Annotated in this window: 1 protein-coding gene; it reads right to left on the bottom strand. The window is 58.7% G+C overall.

What is annotated here, in order from left to right; translation table 11 throughout:
* On the bottom strand, positions 1 to 1,385 hold a 1,385-nt coding region (locus tag MVO87_RS03360), incomplete at both ends, for a DUF8626 domain-containing protein (protein ID WP_297552176.1).

Here is a 1,385-nt window from a genome sequence, read left to right as displayed (position 1 = left end):
CTCAGCCTTTACTCTGTTGAGCGTCTCCCGCACGTCTTCCATCTGCTCCTTGAGCTCCTCGTCGCTCACGCGCGGGTTGCCTATCATCCTCCCAAGCACGCGCACCTTCACCTTTAGCGAGTTCTTAGTGGTCGTGCTTAGCTTCCAAGGGAGCTTTTCCGGCAGGTTCTTTCGGAGCTCTTCGTATTCCTTGATTAGCTTCCTGGCCTCTTCCTCAAGCGCAAGGCGCTTTTCCGCCTCGGTGCCGGCCTTTGACTTAACGCCCAGCCCGCTCGTCAGGTAGCCGACGTATTTGCAGAAGTCCGGCATATTGGCGTCCTTCCACGTGAAGTTGGAGAGGTACTGGGCGAGGTAGAGTATCTCGCGGTCGAGCGGGTTGGCGCCGTGCCACCTAGGGATTTTTCCACACTTTATGTCGGCACAGGCCATATCGAGCGGTATGAGCACGGCTTTGACCGGCTCGACCTTCCCGGCGTTGTAAAGCTTCCACGCCATAGCCGTGAGCGCCATGAGCTCCCTAAGCTTCTTCAGGCAGTCGTAGGGGCTTCTGCTGTCCCTACACAACTTATCGTAGTCAGTCCTCAGAAGGATGAGCTTTCCGCCCGACAGGCACCACCCAAGCTTTTTGCGCTCTATGAACTCGCATATCTCGTCCGCCGAGACCTCCGCACCCATCTTGGCCAGCCTGCTCACCAGCCCCGGTAGCGTGTCCCAGATTGAGAAGACCGTTGGGCTCTTGTTTAGCTTCTCGTCAATTATCTTCATTAATTCCTCGCGCCAGTCAACCTCTTCCGGGCTCAGCCTCTCCAGAACTTCCTTTGTGAGCTCACGGGCGAGTGAGTGGACGCAGGGGACGTACTTACGCGGGTCTTTTCCACGACCAACCTCACAAACCCCGTCGAGCTCGATGGTCTCGCCGTTCACCCTTGCGCTCAACGTGATGTAGGCGCCGTGCAACTGCCCCAGCCTCATTGTCAGCTCGAAGTCGCCCACCGCCGTCTTGACGAGCCACGTTTTTTCAGCCTGCGTGTCGCTGTTCCATTCCTTGACTGCCTTCCAGTCCAACGGGGGCTTCCCGGTCTCGTGGAGCACTACCTCGTACACCCCGTCGTAAAGCGCCTTCCGAGCATTCTTCCATACCTCGTTCCAGGGCTCCTTGAGCTCCGGCGGGTTAAGGCGGACTTCGCCGAACTTCTTTGAGAGGCCGGGAACGTTCATAGTGCGCTCGATGATTTCGAGGGCGTCGGCGATGGCGTTATCAGTCAGCTTCCTTACCCACGCCTTCCGCTTCGGCGACCAGCGGAACCCGTGCGCCTTGAGCTCGCGCCTAACCTCTGCCGGCGGGGCGCTCGTAAAGACCACCCAGAGCCTATCGTCGGCGTGGT

This window comes from Thermococcus sp. (assembly GCF_027063845.1).
GTDB lineage: Archaea > Methanobacteriota_B > Thermococci > Thermococcales > Thermococcaceae > Thermococcus.
This window is presented reverse-complemented; position numbering and strand designations above follow the sequence as displayed.